Origin of the sequence: Streptomyces sp. NPDC048288, assembly GCF_043201555.1 — a bacterium.
Lineage (GTDB): Bacteria > Actinomycetota > Actinomycetes > Streptomycetales > Streptomycetaceae > Streptomyces.
This window is the reverse complement of the sequence record NZ_JBICZD010000002.1, coordinates 1065964-1080935: the sequence shown is the minus strand read 5'-3', so window position 1 is coordinate 1080935 and position 14972 is coordinate 1065964. Positions and strand designations below refer to the sequence as shown.

Genomic DNA, 14972 nt, shown 5'->3' with positions numbered 1-14972 from the left:
CCGTTTTCCGATCCGATTTCCTCGGTGCTTTCCAGGTTTCCGCTCTCGCGTTTCCCTTTCCGGCGGTTCCGACTCTATCAGATCCTTTCGGCGTCTGATTCCCAGTCAGCGGGGGTTGTCTTCCCGGCGGTTGGGCCGTTCCGACGTCTCAAACCTTAGCGGATCCGCTCGGCGATTCCCAATCGGGGCCGCCGGTCCCTATTCGAATTGAATTCGGGCACGCCGAAATCAACCCGGTCGGGAGATCGTACTGATGGTTTGAGGTGCCGCTCGGGGCGGCGGAGTTGCTACCGAAGAACCGTTCCGGCTCTGCGGCAACCCGGAGAACTCTACGGATCGGCCAGGGGCGTGTCAAGTACCCCTTGTCAAGATCTTTTAGTCCAGGTCGGTGAGCCGGCCGCCGGCGTCCGGCTGGGCGTGCTCCACGCGGCGCAGCAGGCGGGTGAGGACCTCGCCGAGCACCGAGCGTTCCGCCGGGGTGAGGTCCTGGAGGAGGTCCTCCTCGAAGCCGGAGGCGAGGCGCATGGCCTCCAGCCACTTCTCGCGGCCCTCGGGGGTCAGCTCGACGATGACCCGGACCCGATTGGACTCGTCCCTCTCCCGGGTGACCAGACCCTCGGCGACCATCCGGTCGATGCGGTGGGTCATCGCGGCCGGGGTGAGCCCGAGGCGCTTGGCCAGCTCGCTGGGGCCCATCCGGTAAGGGACGCCGGAGAGGACGAGGGCCTTGAGGACCTCCCACTCCGCGCCGCTGATGCCGAGGGCGGAGGTCTGGCGGCCGTAGGCGACGTTCATCCGGCGGTTGAGCCGGGACAGCGCCGAGACGATCTTCTCGACCTGGGGGTCGAGGTCCTGGAACTCGCGCTGGTAGGCGGCGATCTGCTCGTCGAGGGTCGGCTCGCCGGCGCCGGTGGTGTCGGCCATGGGCCGAAGTATCGCACGAACGAGCTTGGCGTCGAAGTCCTTCGAGATGTACTCTTTAGCTTCGAACTTTAGGTTCTAAGTCTTCAGACTTCAGCAGTCCGCTGAGTCAACTACCTGAGAGAGGTGAACGTGACCAGGGCGATGGGCGCAGCGATGCGCCGGATCCACGTGGGCAACGCACTCAGTGCGTTCGGGCTCGGCTTCACCGTCCCCTACCTGTACGTCTATGTGGCGCAGGTGCGGGGACTGGGTGCCATGACGGCGGGGATCGTGCTCGCCGTCTTCGCCGTGGCCGCGCTGATCGTGCTGCCGTTCGCCGGCCGGGCGATCGTGCGGCGCGGCCCGCTCCCGGTCCTGCTCACCGCCCTGGTCCTGGCCGCGACGGGTGCGTTGAGCCTGGGGCTGGCGGGGAGCGCGCCGACCGTACTGACCGCGGCGGCGCTGCTCGGGGCCGGGCAGGCCGTGATGCAGCCGGCGCTGGCGACGATGATCGTGGACTGCTCGTCGGCGGAGACGCGCTCGCGGGCCTTCGCGACACAGTTCTTCCTGCAGAACCTCGGGCTGGGTGTCGGTGGCCTCATCGGCGGTCACCTCGTCGACACCACCCGGGTCTCCTCCTTCACCCTCCTCTTCGCGATCGAGGCGGCGATGTTCCTGCTGCTGGCCGTCGTGATGTCGACGGTGCGGATGCCGCAGGCACCGAGGATCGCCGGAGCGCCGTCCGCGTCCGCCAAGGGCGGCTGGAAGCAGCTGCTCGGCAACCGCGCGATGGTGCAGCTGTCCGTACTGGGCTTCGTGCTGTTCTTCGCCTGCTACGGGCAGTTCGAGTCCGGGCTCAGCGCGTACGGCGTGGAGGCGGCGGGGATATCGACGTCCGCGCTCGGTACGGCGCTGGCCGCGAACACGCTGATGATCGTGGTCGCCCAGTTCGCCGTGCTGCGGTTCGTCGAGCGTCGGCGGCGGTCCCGGGTGATCGCGGGCGTCGGGCTGATCTGGGCCGTGGCCTGGGTCGTGGCGGGGTACGCGGGGCTGGGGCACGGCAGCCAGGAGATGGCGACGGCCGCCTTCGTCTCGACGTACGCGCTGTTCGGGCTGGGTGAGGCGATGCTGTCGCCGACGGTCGCCCCGCTGGTGGCCGACCTCGCCCCGACGGGCCTGGCCGGTCAGTACAACTCGGCGTTCGCCCTGGTGAAGCAGCTGGCCCTGGCAGTCGGCCCGGCGGTGGGCGGCCCGCTGGCCGCGTCGCTCCCGGCGCCGTACATCGTGACCTTCCTGCTGTTCTCACTGGGCATCAGCGTGCTGGCGATACGGCTGGGCAAGCGGCTGACCGAGGTGCAGGACCGGCCTTGGCTCGCCGCGCGGAGCGTGGTCGTGGCACGGGGCGGCACGCCTGCGGAGTCCGTGAGCGCCTAGCGCCCCGCAGGGGCGCGGGGAACTGCGCGAGCAACCCCCCACGCACCGGCACTCGCGCGACGGCCGCACCCCTACCCCTTGGGCAGCACGAACTCGCACCACACCGCCTTCCCGCCCCCGGGTGTCCGCCGCGACCCCCACCCCGACGCGATCGTCGCCACGATGGCGATCCCCCGCCCCGACTCGTCCCCCGGTTCCGCGCGCCGCCGCCGTGGCAGGTGGTCGTCGCCGTCCGTGACCTCGATGATCAGTCGGCGGTCGGTGCGGCGGAGCCGCAGCCGCATGGGCGGGATGCCGTGCTGGAGGGAGTTGGCGACCAGTTCACTGGTGGCGAGGACACCAAGGTCGTGGAGGTCGGCCGGGAAGCGCCAGCTGGTGAGGACGCCGGAGGCGAAGGCGCGGGCGCGGGGCGCCGCCTCGATGCCGCCGAGGAGTTCCAGCGCGGCGTTGCGGAAGAGGTCGCCGTCCGGGCCGGTGCGGGCCGGGTGCTGGAGGACCAGGACGGCGACGTCGTCGTAGTGGTCGGCGGTGACGCCGGCCGAGCGGACCAGGCGGTCGCAGACCACCTGGGGGGTGCCGGTGGCTCCGGCCAGCGCGCGTTCCAGCGCGGCGATGCCCTCGTCCAGGTCCTCGTCGCGGCGCTCCACCAGGCCGTCGGTGTAGAGGACGGCGGTGGAGCCGGGGCCCAGCGGTACCGAGCCGGAGGCGTGGATCCAGCCGCCGGTGCCCAGCGGCGGGCCCGTCGGTTCGTCGGCGCGGAGCACCGTGCCGTTCTCGTCGCGGACCAGGATCGGGAGGTGGCCGGCGGAGGCGTACACCAGCCGGCCCTCGTTCGGGTCGTGGACGGCGTACACGCAGGTGGCGATCTGGTTGGGGTCGATCTCGGCGGCGAGGACGTCGAGGAGCTGCAGGACCTCGTGCGGGGGCAGGTCCAGGCGGGCGTAGGCGCGGACCGCGGTGCGGAGCTGGCCCATGACGGCCGCCGCGCGGACGCCGCGGCCCATCACGTCGCCGATGACCAGGGCCGTACGGCCGCCGCCGAGGGTGATGACGTCGTACCAGTCGCCGCCGACCGCGGCCTCGGTGCCGCCGGGCTGGTAGGTGGCGGCGATGCGCAGATCGTCCGGTTGTTCGAGTTCCTGGGGGAGCAGGCTGCGCTGGAGGGTCACCGCGGTCTCGCGCTGGCGGCGTTCGCTGGCACGGAGGCGTTCGGCGGCTTCGGCGTGGTCGGTGACGTCGGTGGCGAAGAGGAGGACGCCGCCGTCGCGGTCGCCGTTCTCGGCGACGGGGGTGCAGGTGAACGTGTAGGTGCGGCCGTCGAGGGCCTTGCGGGACTTGAGGGTGCGGGGTTTGCCGCTGCGCAGGACCTGGTCGAGGAGGGGGAGCAGACCGAGTTCGGCGAGTTCGGGGAGTGCCTCGCGGGCGAGGGCGCCCGGGGGCCGTACGCCGAAGGCCGTCGTGTAGGCGTCGTTGACGTAGGCGATGCGGTGGTCGAGGCCGTGGACGAGGGCGACCAGGGCCGGGACGCGGTCGAGGACGTCGCGGGCGGGCAGTTCGTCGACGGCGGGAACGCAGGGCGGGCCGTCGGTCAGCTGTTCGGCGCGGGCAGCGGGCACGGAGCCTTCTCCCCGTCGGTCCGGGGGGACCGCGTGCTCGGTCCGCGCTGCGGCGCGGCGCTGCGTTCCGGGGAGCCGGGCGCTCCAGCGCGTGAAGTTCACGAAACCTTGCCTCGTGTCGTCGTCTCCGGCCGGCTACGGGAGCGGCCGGGGGTCCTCGGGGGATGTCCCCGGGGCAGTTCTGGGGAGAAGCCTTGTGCTCGGTCGGGGGGCAGTCTGGCAGGGTGGCCGTCGGCGACGACATTCGTCAGACGCCGGGGCGGGCCGTGGAGTTCCTGAGTTCCGTCAGGACGACCCGTTCGAGTCGTCGGAGGGACTGTGAGGAGGCTTTCCACCGGCCGCGAGTTCGAACTCCGCCCGGGGATGTTCGAGCGATCCGAGCGAGACGATCTCCCGTTTGAAGAGCCCGGAGAGGGTCCATTCGGCGAGCACGCGGGCCTTGCGGTTGACGGTGGGCACCCTGCTCAGGTGGTAGACGCGGTGCATGAACCAGGCAGGGTAGCCCTTCAGCCTGCGCCCGTAGATCTGGGCGACGCCTTTGTGCAGGCCGAGGGAGGCGACGGAGCCGACGTACTTGTGGGCGTAGGTGTCGAGGGGTTCGCCGCGCAGGGTGTGGATGATGTTGTCGCCGAGGACCCTGGCCTGGCGGACCGCGTGCTGGGCGTTCGGGGCGGTCTCGGTGCCGGGTTCGGGGGCGGTGACGTCGGGAACGGCGGCGGCGTCGCCCGCGGCCCATGCGTGGTCGACGCCGTCGACGGTCAGCTCGGCGGTGCATTTCAGCCGCCCGCGCGGGGTGAGCGGAAGGCCGGTGGCGGCGAGCACGGGGTGCGGTCTGACGCCGGCCGTCCAGACCAGGGTGCGGGTGGGGAAGCGCTGGCCGTCGCTGAGGACGGCGATCCGGTCGGCGCAGGACTCCAGGCGGGTGTCCAGCAGCACCTGGATGTTGCGGCGGCGCAGTTCGGTGACGGTGTAGCGGCCCATCTCGGGGCCGACCTCGGGGAGGATCCGGTCGGTGGCCTCGACGAGGATCCACTTCATGTCCTCGGGCTGGACGTTGTGGTAGTACCGCGCGGTGTAGCGGGCCATGTCCTCGAGTTCGCCGAGGGCTTCCACGCCCGCGTAGCCGCCGCCGACGAAGACGAAGGTGAGGGCCGCGTCGCGGATCGCGGGGTCGCGGGTGGAGGAGGCGATGTCCATCTGCTCGATGACGTGGTTGCGCAGGCCGATGGCCTCCTCGACGGTCTTGAAGCCGATGCCGTGCTCGGCGAGCCCGGGGATGGGCAGGGTGCGCGCGATCGAGCCGGGGGCGAGGACCAGTTCGTCGTACTCCAGAAAAGTGGCGCCTTTTCGCTCCTCGGCGGTGGCGAGGGTGCTGACGGCCGCGGTGCGCTTGGTGTGCTCGACGGAGGTCACCTCGCCGATGACGACGTGGCACCGGTCCAGAACGCGCCGCAGGGGTACGACGACATGACGAGGGGAAATGGAACCCGCGGCCGCTTCGGGAAGGAACGGCTGGTACGTCATGTAGGGATCGGGGGTGACGACAGTGATGTCGACCTCACCACGGCTGAGCTCCCGCTTCAGTTTCCGCTGCAGCCGCAGGGCCGTGTACATCCCGACGTAGCCGCCGCCGACAACGAGAATGCGCGCACGTTCCTTCACCATCCCATGACGCACCCGTGACTGTTGTTTGTCCACAGCCCCGGCAATTTGTGTGACCGGCGATCGCCTGTGCGGGGTGTCGGACGCGTGGTCGAGGCCGGAGGAAAGGGGCCAGGTCAGCGGGGGCGGACGTGGGGGCGTGAAAGCAACTAATCGGGACGTAAACGACCCGTACTCCGATCGGGGGGCGCTCCGTGCGGAACGTCCCCCTTCTGAATTGACAGCCTCTCAACTATGTTCGTGTGTCGACGGGGTGTAGGGGATGTGGTCGAACGGTCCGCGACGGGCGGTCCGGCCGGCCCGTGGTCCATGGTTCGGTCATGGACCGGTTGTCGGCCGGTCGTCGGTCGGCGCCAGTTCCGCTCGCTCCGGCTATCAGTGCGGGGAGAGTCTCCGGGGGGAGACGTCATTAACCGGGGGAACACAGATGCACATTCAGGACACACATTGGTCATCGGCCTCCGCTCTCGCGGCGGGTGGCGCAACGGTGAGCGCGGCGGCGGGCAACGGGCGCGGTGACGGGCCGCGTACGGCGCCGCTGCGGGTGGACGCACAGCGCAATCTGGAGCACGTGCTGCGTGCGGCGCGCGAGGTCTTCGGCGAGCTGGGGTACGGCGCGCCGATGGAGGACGTGGCGCGGCGGGCGCGGGTCGGGGTCGGCACGGTGTACCGGCGCTTCCCGAGCAAGGACGTGCTGGTGCGGCGGATAGCCGAGGAGGAGACCTCCCGGCTGACCGACCAGGCGCGGGCCGCGCTCGGGCAGGAGGACGAGCCGTGGTCGGCGCTGTCGCGCTTCCTGCGGACGTCGGTGGCGTCGGGGGCCGGGCGGCTGCTGCCGCCGCAGGTGCTCCGCGTCGGCGTGCCGGAGGAGGTCGGCGGAAGCGGTGCCGGGGCCGAGGAGGCCCGGGTGCCGCAGCAGCGGACGCAGCCGGGGGCCGGGGAGTTGCGGCTGGTCCCGGAGGAACGGGAGCCGGTGTCCGGCGCCGAGGACGACGCGGGGGCGGCCGAGCTGCTCGAGGTCGTCGGGCGGCTGGTGGAGCGGGCGCGGGCGGCGGGCGAGTTGCGGCCCGACGTGTCCGTCTCCGACGTATTGCTGGTGATCGCCACGGCGGCACCGTCGCTGCCGGACGCGGCGCAGCAGGCGGCGGCCTCGTCGCGGTTGCTGGACATCCTGCTGGAGGGGCTGCGTTCTCGCCCCTGACGGTGGGCTGTGGCTGGTCGCGCCCCACGGGGCGGTAGCCGCATATCGGCTACCGCCTCGCCCACCTGAGGGCGCACCCCCCTTCCCCTTACGGGTGATTGTTGGATCGGCGTGTTGACAGGTGCGCTCGGACGAGTGGTAGGTCTGGCCCTTCAGGTCCTGAACAAAAGCCAATGTGGCAGTCTGACTCGGTGATTCGGTCGGATTGGGCAGGTATCGGGGGCATCCGCGATGAGCGTTGACGGGTGGGACGAGTCGTCCGTCGGTGACGAGACGGCCCTGCCGCAGGTGCCCAGCCAGGGCGGGCGCGCCCAGGTGCCACCCGCCGGCGAAGCCCCGGAGGGGAACGTTCCGGCACAGCGGGACGGGAGTGTGCTGCCGCCGCCCCGGGAGCTGCCGCCCGCCGACAGCCAGTTGATCGAGCGGATGCGGGCCGGCGACGACTCGGCGTACGAGGAGCTGTACCGGCGGCACGCGGACGCGGTGCGGCGCTACGCGCGGACGTGCTGCCGGGACGGGCACACCGCCGACGACCTGACCGCCGAGGTGTTCGCCCGCATGCTGCAGGCGGTGCGCGGCGGGGCCGGGCCCGAGTACGCCGTGCGCGCCTATCTGCTCACCTCGGTGCGACGGGTCGCCGCGCAGTGGATCAAGTCGGCCCGGCGCGAGCAACTGGTCGACGACTTCGCGCTGTTCGCGGCGCAGGCCTCGCGCGGCTCCGAGGTGTCCGACGACACTGCGTCCATCGGCTCCTTCGGAGCGGGCATGGATCTCGGCGCCGATGTGCTCGCGATGCACGAGGCCGAGCAGTCGATGGCGATGCAGGCGTTCCGCTCGCTGCCGGAGCGCTGGCAGGCCGTGCTGTGGCACACCGAGGTCGAGGACGAGTCGCCGAGCGAGGTGGCCACCCTCTTCGGGCTGGACGCCAACGGCACCCGGGTCCTCGCCAGCCGGGCCCGCGAGGGGCTGAAGCAGGCCTACCTCCAGGCCCATGTGAGCGCCTCCCTCATCGACGACGAGGAGTGCGCCCGCTACGCCGACCAGCTCGGCGGCTACGCCCGCCGCAAGCTGCGCATCCGCGCGGAGCGGGGGCTGCGCAAGCACCTGGAGGAGTGCGCCAAGTGCCGGCTGGCCGCCGCCCAGATCGAAGAGGTCGCCGCCGGTATCCCGGCTGTCGTACCGGTCGCGGTCATCGGCTGGTTCGGGGTCGCCGGGTACGCCAAGGCGCTCGGGATCGTCGCCGGTGGTGCCGGAGTGGGGGCCGCTGGCGCGGCCGCCGCGGCGAGCGGTTCGTCCGGCGGGGCGGGCGGCGGCGCGGGCGGTGCCGCCGCCTCGGAGGGGCTGGGGGCGCCGGTGAAGGCCGGGATCGCCGCCGGAGTGGTGGCGGCCGCGGTCGCCGCGGTGGCCCTCGCCCTGGTGAACGACAGCCACCCGGCCAAGAAGGTCGCCGAGCCCGCCCCGTCCGCGCCGGTCGTCCAGCCCGAGACACCCGCTCCCTCGCCTTCGAAGAAGAAGCCGCGACCAGAGCCGGTCGTGCTCGCCCCCGCGCCGGCCCCGACGCCCACCCCGACACCGACGCCCAGCCCGAGGCCCACACCGAGCCCGAAACCGACGCCCACCCCCAGCCCGACGCCCACGCCGTCCCCGAAACCGACGCCCACCCCGACCCCGACCCCGACGCCCACGCCGCCGCCGGCCCCGGTCGTCTACGAGTGGAGCGAGCTGAGCTTCGACGTCACCGGTGACGGCACCCGGCCCGAGATGCGGCTCGGGGAGAGCAGCTGGGTCTGGCAGCGGTACGGCGTGACGGTCGCCGACAAGGAGTACGCGCACGGCGTCACCGTGCACGGCCGGTCCTCCGTCACCATCGACCTCAACCGGCAGTGCACCGCCTACGACGCGCTGGCCGGCGTGGACGACATGACGCTCGGCCTCGGCAAGGTCACCTTCGCCGTCTACGCGGACGGGGTGCGGCTGTGGCGGTCCGGGGTGGTCGAGGGCGGACAGGCCGCCGTACCCGTCCATGTGAACCTCGCCGGGCGCAGGACCGTGCGCCTGGAGGTCGAACCACTCGGCCCCTTCGACACGGTGGCGCTCGCCGACTGGGCCGAGTCGAAGTTCACCTGCCGATAGCCGTACTGCCCGTAGCACCCGCGCCGCCCGTGCCGCTCGCGCCACTGGGGGCCGCCGTCCTGCTCAGTTCGCGCAGGACGTCCTCGGTGGCGAAGGCGGCACCGCGCGAACGCTCGGCCGTGTACCGCCGCGCGGTCAGCACCGCGCGGGCGGCCCGGTCGACCTCCTCGGCACGGCCGCGCTCCGGCTCGGGACGGGCGCTGCCGTCCCGCCAGTGGTCGGCGGCCGCGAACAGCCGTACCGCGCCCGCCAGATCGCCGAGCCGGGCCAGCAGGTCGGCGCCGATGTCCACCAGCGCCGCCGTGATCGCCTCGGCGCACCGGTGCTCCACCGCCTCGCGCAGCGCCCCGGCCACGATCGGCAGGGCTCGCGCGGGGCCCTGTTCCATCGCCGTGAGCAGTGCCTCGACGGCGTGGAAGGCAGCCATGAACTGCGGCGGCGCGGGGCCGCCCACCGTCGTCGCACGAGCGGTCTCGTAGCAGGCGCGCGCCCGGGCCAGGTCGCCGTTGTGCAGGGCGATGTGCGCCCGCAGGACGGCCACGTACGCCTTCGTCTCCGCCACCCCGTACCGGTCGGAGGCCTCGGCCGCGCGGTCCAGGGCGGCTTCGGCGCCCGCCCGGTCGCCGGAGCGGAAGGCGATCTCGGCGAGCCGGGCGAGCAGGAAGGGGCTCTCCGCGTACGCCCCCACCTCGTGGGCGAGGCGCAGTGCCTCCTCGTACTCGCCCGCCGCCTCGGCGAACCTGCCGCGTGCCATGTCCGCCTCGCCGGCCGCGCTGCAGACCTGGGCGCGCATCCAGCGGTCCCCCACCCGGCGGCTGAGGATCCGCAGCTCGGCCAGGTCCTCGTCGACGCCCCGCAGATTGCCGGGTGAGTCGACCAGGACATGGGTGCGGTACATCAGGGTGACGCCGACCTCCCAGTCGCCGCCGTGCGTCCGGCAGTTGGCGACGACGGAGGACAGGTCGGGGCCGACGTTCACCGGGTTGCCCAGGTACCAGGCGGTCAGCGGCCAGATGAGGCCCGGCAGCCGGGCGGCCCGGGGACCGCCCGGTTCGAAGGAGGCCCGGACGAGCGTGATGTACTCCGGGGCCCGCTCGTCCGTCACCAGGTCCGGGGAGCCGCCGGACTCGGAGGTCAGGAACAGGTCGAACAGCCGCAGGTCCATGCGCAGCTCGTACAGCGGATGCCCGGCCTCGGCCCGCGGCGCGGCCAGCAGGGCGCCCACCAGGTCCGCCGTCCCGGCGGCCGCGCGCAGCTCGTCCGGGCCGGCGCCCTCGGGCAGGGCGTCCCGCGCGATGCCCAGGCGCAGCACCGCGCGCACCCAGCCCGTCGCCTCCTGGCGGTAGTTGCGCAGCCACCAGAACCAGCCGACGGCGAGGACGATCCGGCCCGCCCCCGCCTCGTCGCCCGCGTCCAGCGCACGGGCCAGGGCCGCGCGGATGTTGTCCAGGTCGGTCTCCAGGCGGCGGATCCACGGGAGCTGCTCCGCCGACCGCAGCTTCGGCTCCGCCTCCGCCACCAGCGCGCACACCCACGCGTGGTGCCGCCGCTCGGCAGCGGCGCGCAGCCCGGGCACCTCGGCGGCCCGCTCCACGGCGTACTCGTGGATGGTCTCCAGCATGCGGTAGCGCATAGCGCCGGTGCCGTCCGGGGCGGCGACGATCAGGGACTTGTCGACGAGCGCGCCGACGAGGTCGGCGGCCGGGCCGGTGCACACGGCCTCCGCCGCCGCGAGGTCCCAGCCGCCGGCGAAGACGGAGACCTCGCGCAGGACCGTCCGCTCCCGCTCGTCGAGCAGGTCCCAGGACCAGTCGACGACCGCGCGCAGGGTCTGCTGGCGGGGCAGGACCGTGCGGCTGCCGGCGGTGAGCAGCCGGAAGCGGTCGTCGAGCCGGTCGGCGATCTGCCGGGGTGTCAGCAGCCGCAGCCGGGCCGCCGCGAGTTCGATGGCGAGCGGCAGTCCGTCCAGGCGGCGGCAGATCTCGTCGACCGCCGCCCGGTCGCCGAGCGCGGTGCCGGCGCCGGGGCGGACGGCGGCGGCGCGCTCCTCGAAGAGCCGGTGCGCCTGCTCCGGGGCGAGGGGCTCGACCGGACGCACCGACTCGCCGGGGACGCCGAGGGGTTCACGGCTGGTGGCGAGGATCGTGAGCCCGGGGCAGTGGGTGAGCAGCGTCTCGGCGAGGGCGGCGGCCGCTTCGATGACGTGTTCGCAGTTGTCAAGGATCAGGAGCTGGCTGCGCGGGGCGCAGTGCTCGACGAGCAGGGCGGTGGGATCGGCCTGCGGAATCGCCAGCTCGTTGGTCAGGAGCACGGTCTCGCGCAGACCGAGGGCGCTGACCACCGCGCCGGGCACCGCCTCCGGGCGGTCGAGCGGGGCGAGCTCGACGAGCCATGCCTGTGGGCGGCCGGCGGCGGCCTCCTCGGCGAGACGGGTCTTTCCGGAGCCGCCCGGTCCGGTGAGGGTGACCAGGCGGGCCCTGTGCAATTCGGAACGAACGGCCTTGAGTTCGGGTTCCCGGCCCACGAAAGAGGTAAGGCGTGGACGGAGGTTGCCGGTGCGGGGCGGCGGGGCGCCGGGCGGGGCCGGTTCCTGCTTGAGCAACGACGCGTGCAGCGCCTGGAGTTCCGGGCCGGGGTCGGTGCCGAGGCCTTCGGCCAGGGTGCGGCGGGCGGTCTCGTACGCGGCGAGGGCGTCCGCCGGGCGGCCGGTGTCGCGCAGGGCGCGGATGAGGAGGGCGTGCAGCGGTTCGTCGTACGGGTGGACGGCGGTCAGCCCGGTCAGTTCCGGTACGGCGTCGGAGGCGCGGCCGAGGCGGAGGGCGGCGTCGGCCCGGGCGCGGGTGGCTTCCAGCCGGAGCGCCTGCGGGCGGGCGGCGGCCGCGGCGCGGTCGGGGAGGTCGGCGAGGGCGGGGCCGCGCCACAGGGCGAGGGCCTCGGTGAGCAGGCGGTGGGCCGTCACCGGGTCGCCGGCGGCGAGGGCGGCCGTGCCGTCGCCCACCCGCCGGCCGAAGACATGGAGGTCGATGTCGTCCTCGCGCGCCGCCAGGCGGTAGCCGCCGGGGCCGGAGGCGATGGAGTCCTTGCCGAGGGCGCGGCGGAGCCGGCCGACGAGGGCCTGGAGGGCGGCCGGGGCGTCCTGGGGCGGGTCGTCCGTCCAGATCTCCGCGATGAGGGTCTCGGGGGTGAGGGTGCGGGTGGGGTGCAGGGCGAGGACGGTGAGCAGCGCGCGGAGGCGGGGGCCGCCGAGGGGTATGGGGGTGCCCTGGTCGTCGCTGGCCTGGGTCACGCCCAGGATTCGGTACCGCACCGGGTCATTGTCGCCGGGGTGGGGGAGTGGGGCACGGGGGTTTCGGCGGCGGGGTCGAACGGTTGCCCGGGGTGGGGGCTGGGGCGGGGGGTTTCGCTTACCGGCGCCGGCAGGGTGCCGCCGCGCCCACCCGTGCCGCCCTGCGGCACGCCTGCCCGCAGCTGAGGAAGGCGGCCGGCGCGGCGCCCGCGGCTGACGAGAAGCGGCTGGACAGTGCCCCTTCAGGGGCGCGGGGAACTGCGCGACCAGCCCCCACCGACCCGCCGCCGAACGACTGCCGTACCCGCCCGCACCCGAACGACTGCCGCACCCGCCCCAGTCGTCCTCGGCCACCCCCGGAGGGTCACGCCCCCGACGCCAGCGCCCCCCGCATCGGCCGGATCCCCGCAGGGACCGCACGCGCGCGTGCCGGTGTGCCCGTCCAGCAGGTGCCGCGGCGGGAGAGGAGCCGGCGCAGCCACAGTTCGAGGGAGACCAGGTCGGCCAGGCCGTCCAGCGGCAGCGGCTCGCCCGCCGCCGCCGCGCGGAGCGCCTTGCGGACCACGCGGGCCTCCACCAGGCCGGCCTGGGCCAGCAGCGGCGTGGAGAAGAGGGCGATCAGGTCGTCGGCGGCCACCCGCAGCCCCGTGCGGGTGGCGGCCGCGGAGGAGGCGTGGGAGGGGGCGCCCCAGCCCGGCGGGAGGTCGGTGACGCCGGCGCCCTCCAGGACCGTACGGAGGATGGCCGCGCGGGCCCCCGGCTGGACGCGCAGCGCTTCGGGGAGGTCGCGGCAGGCGCGGACCACCTGGTTGTCGAGAAAGGGCGCGTGCAGGCGCTGGGAGCGGATCTCGGCGGCCTGTTCCAGGACGCGGATGTCGGCGGCGTGCCGGGCCAGTACGGCACGCGCGCGGTAGTCTCCGGGGCGCTGTCCGGGGCCGACGCCGGAGCGGTTCGCCGCCCCCTGGAGCAGAACCGATACTTCTGCCAGGGCCTCGCCGGTCAGCCAGCGGGCGGCAGGGCCCGGTCTCGCCCAGGAGAGCGCCGCGAGGGACGCGCCCACCGCGCCTCCGGGGTCGTCGAAGCGGCGCCGCAGCAGGCGCTCGGCGAGGGACTCGACGCCCGCGCGGTACGGCGTGCGCGCCAGGCGCCGCGCCGCGCCGTACACGCGCGCGGGGACCAGCACGGAGCCGTCGGCCTTGGCGAGCGCGGCGACCGGGCGGACGAGGTGGCGGCGCTTGCGGTCCATCAGCAGGTCGGCGAGGCGCGCGGGGTGCGCGTCCAGGACCTGGCGGGCGCCGTAGCCGGTGAAGTGGTCGGCGCTGCCTGCGGCGAGCCGGGCGCGGTGCCGGGCCGCGTGGACGAGGGACGGGCCCGGTTCGTCGGTCAGGGGGCCGTCGAGGTCGGCGTAGGGGAGCATGTCCTCGCCGCCGGTCACCACCACGTGGTGCAGGCGCGGGTTGGCCGCCAGCGTTCCCGCGCGCTGGAGTTCCGCCTCGCGGCCGCCCACGGCGAGGTCGTTGAAGGTGACGGCCAGCAGCCGCTCCCCCGCGCCCGTGCCGTGGCCCAGGACCGTGCCCGGCATGCCCGGCAGGCCGGCGGCGAGCAGCGCGAGGGTGCCCGACGCCGGGCCGCCGGAGAGGTCGGCGCCGATGCCCGGGACCGGCATCCCGCGCGCCGCGCGTCGCTCGGCGGGGCCCATTCCGGGCACCGGACCGGGATCGATGTCCGGGACGTGCCGGGGCGCCGACAGCCGCGCGCGTACCGCCTCTACGAGCGCGTCCCGTACGGCGTCCACCGCGCGGTCCGGGTCGGCGGAGGGTGCCGCGACCGCGAGCGAGGCGACCTGCTCGTACCCGGCGACCTCGCGCGCCCCGGTGCGCAGGATCAGCGCATGCCCCGGCGGAATGCGCCGCACGCCCTCGTACGGGGTGGAGTCGTGCACCGCGGCCGGCACGTCGGGGGCGGCCAGGAGCGCGGCCAGATGGCCGTAGTCGAGGTTGGCCTCGATGAGGTCGGCGAGCGGCAGCGCGGCCGTGGCGTAGGCCGTACCGCCTGCCCAGGGGCTGTAGAAGACCGGGCGGGCGCCCGCGAGGTCGCCGCAGACGGTGACCCGGCGGCCGACCTGGACGACGGCGGTGTAGCTGCCGGACCAGGCGGTCAGATGCCGGAGTGCGCCCCCGCGCGCCGTGAAGAGGCCGAGCCGCAGCTCCTCGTCGGTGGCGCCGCAGGTGCCGAGGACGGCGATGCGGTTCTGGGCGTCGGCCTTGATGACCCGGACCTCGTCGGGGCGCCAGTCGCCGACCGCCCAGAGCGGATCGGGGTCGCCCCACAGCAACTGGGAGCCGACGGGGTGGACGGTCTCGCCGTCGTGGCCCATGGCGCCGGCGGAGCCGATCGTGGCGGCACCGGAGGCGGTGCTGCTCCATCCCACCAACCACCGCATCGACGCCTCCACAGGCTGTGGACAACCATGCACGGTACGAACCGGGTCCCCATGCTGCCATGAAGGACGCGCTCCGGAGGGATGGTGGGGCCGCCTTTGATCCCTGGAAGATTTCGGGGAGTTGCCGCAGGACCGGCCCACGCGCGCGTGCCGCGGAGGGGCCGGGGAGGATCTGCGAAGGGGCCGCGGCGGAAGCCGACTGCCGTACGGCCCCCGGCAACTGCGACGCGAATGCGCCCCCTGTACGCTCCCCCAGAACGCCCTTCGCGCCCTCAATTCCCATGGTAGGAGCGT

The 14972-nt window shown here is 73.9% G+C and carries 8 protein-coding genes; 3 read left to right on the top strand and 5 right to left on the bottom strand.

The window, feature by feature from the left end:
• Window positions 1-375: 375 nt before the first annotated feature.
• Window positions 376-924, bottom strand: a complete 549-nt coding sequence (locus tag ACGFZS_RS11290) for a MarR family transcriptional regulator (RefSeq protein ID WP_355728094.1) — start codon at window positions 922-924, stop codon at window positions 376-378.
• A gap of 141 nt (window positions 925-1065) precedes the next feature.
• On the opposite strand from ACGFZS_RS11290, the gene ACGFZS_RS11285 reads away from it, so the two are divergent.
• Entirely contained in the window at window positions 1066-2337 is a 1272-nt protein-coding gene (locus ACGFZS_RS11285) for an MFS transporter (protein ID WP_393794884.1), read from the top strand.
• 71 nt (window positions 2338-2408) lie between these two features.
• Here the strand turns inward: ACGFZS_RS11285 and ACGFZS_RS11280 are convergent, their stop codons facing one another.
• Both ACGFZS_RS11280 and ACGFZS_RS11275 read right to left on the bottom strand, forming a co-directional pair.
• Complete coding sequence (locus ACGFZS_RS11280) at window positions 2409-4055, bottom strand: SpoIIE family protein phosphatase (RefSeq protein WP_393668458.1); 1647 nt, start codon at window positions 4053-4055, stop codon at window positions 2409-2411.
• A gap of 183 nt (window positions 4056-4238) precedes the next feature.
• The gene (locus tag ACGFZS_RS11275; protein WP_393794856.1) at window positions 4239-5618 is read right to left on the bottom strand and encodes an NAD(P)/FAD-dependent oxidoreductase; all 1380 of its coding nucleotides are present in this window, start codon (window positions 5616-5618) and stop codon (window positions 4239-4241) included.
• 424 nt (window positions 5619-6042) lie between these two features.
• Between ACGFZS_RS11275 and ACGFZS_RS11270 the strand changes: the two genes are divergently transcribed.
• Window positions 6043-6816 (top strand): TetR/AcrR family transcriptional regulator, encoded by a 774-nt coding sequence (locus tag ACGFZS_RS11270; RefSeq protein ID WP_393794855.1) that lies wholly within the window; start codon window positions 6043-6045, stop codon window positions 6814-6816.
• Between the two features lie 231 nt (window positions 6817-7047).
• Complete coding sequence (locus ACGFZS_RS11265) at window positions 7048-8949, top strand: sigma-70 family RNA polymerase sigma factor (protein ID WP_393794854.1); 1902 nt, start codon at window positions 7048-7050, stop codon at window positions 8947-8949.
• Here the strand turns inward: ACGFZS_RS11265 and ACGFZS_RS11260 are convergent.
• Together ACGFZS_RS11260 and ACGFZS_RS11255 are read right to left on the bottom strand one after the other, a co-directional pair.
• Window positions 8936-12256, bottom strand: a complete 3321-nt coding sequence (locus tag ACGFZS_RS11260) for a BTAD domain-containing putative transcriptional regulator (protein ID WP_393794853.1) — start codon at window positions 12254-12256, stop codon at window positions 8936-8938. The genes ACGFZS_RS11265 and ACGFZS_RS11260 overlap by 14 nt on opposite strands.
• Before the next feature lie 343 nt (window positions 12257-12599).
• Window positions 12600-14678, bottom strand: coding sequence for an asparagine synthase-related protein (locus ACGFZS_RS11255; RefSeq protein WP_359211681.1), 2079 nt, complete (start codon window positions 14676-14678; stop codon window positions 12600-12602).
• Between the last annotated feature and the right edge of the window lie 294 nt (window positions 14679-14972).